We start from the raw sequence: 3,580 nt of genomic DNA on the forward strand, positions 1-3,580 counted from the left end.
TCGACGTGACGGCCTGGCACTGCGTGGCGGATCGTTATCCGGGCATCGTGCCGATTGGTCGTCCGATCGACAACCTGAGCATCTACGTGCTGGATGCGCATGGCGAGCCCGTGCCGATGGGTGTGGCGGGTGAGATCTACATCGGCGGGGTGGGGGTGGCGCGTGGCTACCTGAACCGTGAAGAGCTGACGGCGGAGCGTTTCCTGACGGACCCGTTCCGCGCGGGCGGGCGGATGTACCGCACGGGGGATCTGGGCCGTTGGCTGGCGGGTGGAGAGGTCGAGTACCTGGGCCGTAACGATCACCAGGTGAAGCTGCGTGGTTTCCGCATCGAGCTTGGCGAGATCGAGGCGCGGTTGGCGCAGGTGGAGGGTGTTCGGGAGGCGGTGGTGCTGGCGCGTATGGATACACCGGGCGAGACGCGTCTGGTGGCCTACGTGACGGGTGCGCAGGCTGTGGAGGTGCCGGTGCTGCGCGAGGCGCTGCTGGCACACCTGCCCGAGTACATGGTGCCGGCGGCCTATGTGTGGATGGAGCGGTTGCCGCTGACGTCGAACGGCAAGCTCGACCGTCGGGCATTGCCCGCGCCGCAGGCGCAGGCCTATGCGGCCCAGGCATACGAGGCCCCGCAAGGTGAAGTGGAAACAGCGCTGGCGCGGATCTGGCAGGAAACACTGGGTGCGGAACAGGTGGGCCGGCACGACGACTTCTTCGCGCTGGGCGGCCACTCGATGCTCGCGGTCAACCTTCTCTCGCGCATGGCGCGTGAGGGTTTCCAGTGCGATGTGCAGGCTTTGTTCGCACATCCCACCGTGGCGGGCGTCGCCGCCCTGGCGAACCCGTCGCGGCACTCGGCTGTGCCGCTCAATGGCATCGTCGCTGGTTGCACGCGTATCACGCCGTCCATGCTGACGCTGATCGAACTCGAGCAGCCGGCCATCGACCGGATCACGGCGACAGTGCCCGGCGGTGCGGCCAACGTGGAGGACATCTACCCTCTCGCGCCACTGCAGGACGGCATTCTCTACCACCACATCGCGGCCGAGCGCGGCGACCCGTATCTGCTGAGTGCCATGTTGGCGATGGACAGCCTGCAGCGGGTCGAGGCGTTTGCCGCCGCACTGAACCAAGTCGTGGTGCGTCATGCGGTGCTGCGCACCGCGATCGCGTGGGATGGGCTGGACCAGCCCGTGCAGCTGGTCTGGCGGGATGCACCGCTGACGGTTGAGGTCTTGCAACTGGACCCGGCGCAAGGCGATATCGCCGCCCAGCTGCGCAAGCGTTTCGACCCTCGGCATTTTCGCTTGGATATCCGCCAGGCACCCATGATGCGGCTCATCACGGCCCAGGATGTTCCGGGCGGCCGCTGGGTGACGATGCTGTTGTCGCACCACCTGATCGACGACGCGACGTCGCTGAAACTGATGATCGGCGAGATCGCGGGACACCTCGAAGGGCGCGAGGCCCCGCAGTCGACGCCGATGCCGTATCGCGACTACGTGGCGCGCGCGATTGCGCTCGATCGCAACGATGAACAGAAGGCGTTCTTCCGCGCGATGCTGGCCGATGTCGATGAGCCGACGCTGCCCTTCGGTCTGACCCAGGGCGGTGACATCGAGGAGTCGGTGCAAATGCTCGGCGCGGCGCTCGGCATGCGCCTGCGCACGCTGGCACGGCGTTACGGCGTGAGCGTGGCCAGCCTGCATCATCTTGCCTGGGCACAGGTGGTCGGCAGCTTGAGCGGACGTGAGGACGTGGTGTTCGGCACCGTGCTGCTCGGGCGACTGCAGGGCGGCCAAGGTATCGAGAGTGCGCTCGGCATGTTCATCAACATGCTGCCCTTGCGTGTGCGGATCGGCGATCGCGATATCGCGGCTTGCGTGAAGGCGACGCATGAGCACCTGCTGGCCCTGCTGGTGCATGAGCACATGCCGCTGGCGCAAGCGCAACGTTGCAGCGGCGTGGCTGCGCCCGCGCCACTGTTCGGCGCCTTGCTCAACTATCGTCACGGCGTCGATCCGGCCGCTGCCGGCGAAGCGTCGGACGGCTGGCGAGGCATCGACCTGCTCGCGATGGAGGAGCGCACCAATTATCCGCTGACGCTGGCGGTCGATGATTTCGGTGACGATTTCCGTCTGACCGTACAGGTGGTGGCAGGTGTCGGCGCGCAGCGCATCGGCGAATACATGGCCACCGTGCTGGCCGGGCTGGCGCAAGCACTTGAGCGGGAGGAATCCGGTCGAATGCGGGATCTGCCGGTATTGCCGGCGCAGGAACGCGAGCAGGTATTGCATGCCTGGAATGCGACCGAGGTCGAACAGGGTGACAAGGGGACCTTCCCCGACCTGTTCGCGGCGCAGGTGGCGCAGACGCCGGACGCATGGGCGGTGCAGGCGGGCGAAGCTCGGCTGAGCTATCGCGAGCTGAATGAACAGGCCAACCAACTGGCGCACCGCTTGATCGAGCTGGGCGTGGGCGCGGATGACCGTGTGGCGCTGTGCGTGGAGCGTGGCGTGGGAATGATGGTGGGCCTGCTCGGGATCCTGAAGTCGGGCGCGGGGTATGTGCCACTGGACCCGGCCTACCCGTCGGAGCGACTGGCGTGGATGCTGGAGGACAGCGCGCCGTCGGCGCTGGTGGTGAGCGAGGCCACGCGCGGCGTGGTCGAGGATGTGGGAGTGCAGATCGTCGAGATCGTCGACCTGGACGATGCGGCATGGCGTTCGCAGCCGGTCCATGATCCGCGTGTGACGGTACAGCCGCATCACCTGGCGTATGTGCTCTATACCTCGGGCTCGACCGGCCGGCCCAAGGGCGTGATGGTCGAGCACGGCAACCTGGCGAACCTGCTGCAGGCGATGCGCGGGCTGACCGGGATCGCAGCGGGCGATGGATTGCTGGCGGTGACCACGCTGGGCTTCGACATTGCGGGTCTGGAGTTGTATCTGCCGCTGGTGGTGGGCGCCCGCACGATCGTGCTGGATCGGGAGTCCGCGCGTGACGCGACGCTTCTGGCCCGGGCGCTTGACGACAGTGGTGCGACGCTGATGCAGGCAACGCCGTCGACCTGGCGGATGCTGGTGGAGGGCGGCTGGCCGGGTTCAGCGGGGCTGACGGCGCTGTGCGGCGGCGAGGCGTTGCCGGCGCAATTGGCCGCTCAGTTGCGCGCGCGGGTGGGCACGCTCTGGAACGTCTATGGACCGACGGAGACGACGATCTGGTCATCGGCCCAGCGAGTGGAAGGGGCGGTGAATATCGGTCGTCCGATCGACAACACCCAGTTCTACCTGCTGGATGCGCATGGCGAGCCCGTTCCGATGGGCGTGGCAGGTGAGATCTACATTGGCGGCGCGGGGGTAGCGCGTGGCTACCTGAACCGTGAAGACCTGACGGCGGAGCGTTTCCTGGCGGACCCGTTCCGCGCGGGCGGGCGGATGTACCGCACGGGGGATCTGGGGCGTTGGCTGCCGGAAGGGGAGATCGAATACCTGGGCCGTAACGATCACCAGGTGAAGCTGCGCGGTTTCCGCATCGAGCTTGGCGAGATCGAGGCGCGGCTGGCGCAGGTTGAGGGTGTGCG

The 3,580-nt window shown here is 67.2% G+C and carries 1 protein-coding gene; it reads left to right on the plus strand.

What is annotated here, in order from left to right:
- Positions 1 to 3,580, plus strand: a 3,580-nt coding sequence (locus P0Y43_RS26580; RefSeq protein ID WP_275640238.1) for an amino acid adenylation domain-containing protein, incomplete at both ends; no start/stop codon positions are given.

Source organism: Pseudomonas entomophila (genome assembly GCF_029193575.1).
GTDB classification, from domain to species: Bacteria; Pseudomonadota; Gammaproteobacteria; order Pseudomonadales; family Pseudomonadaceae; genus Aquipseudomonas; species Aquipseudomonas entomophila_G.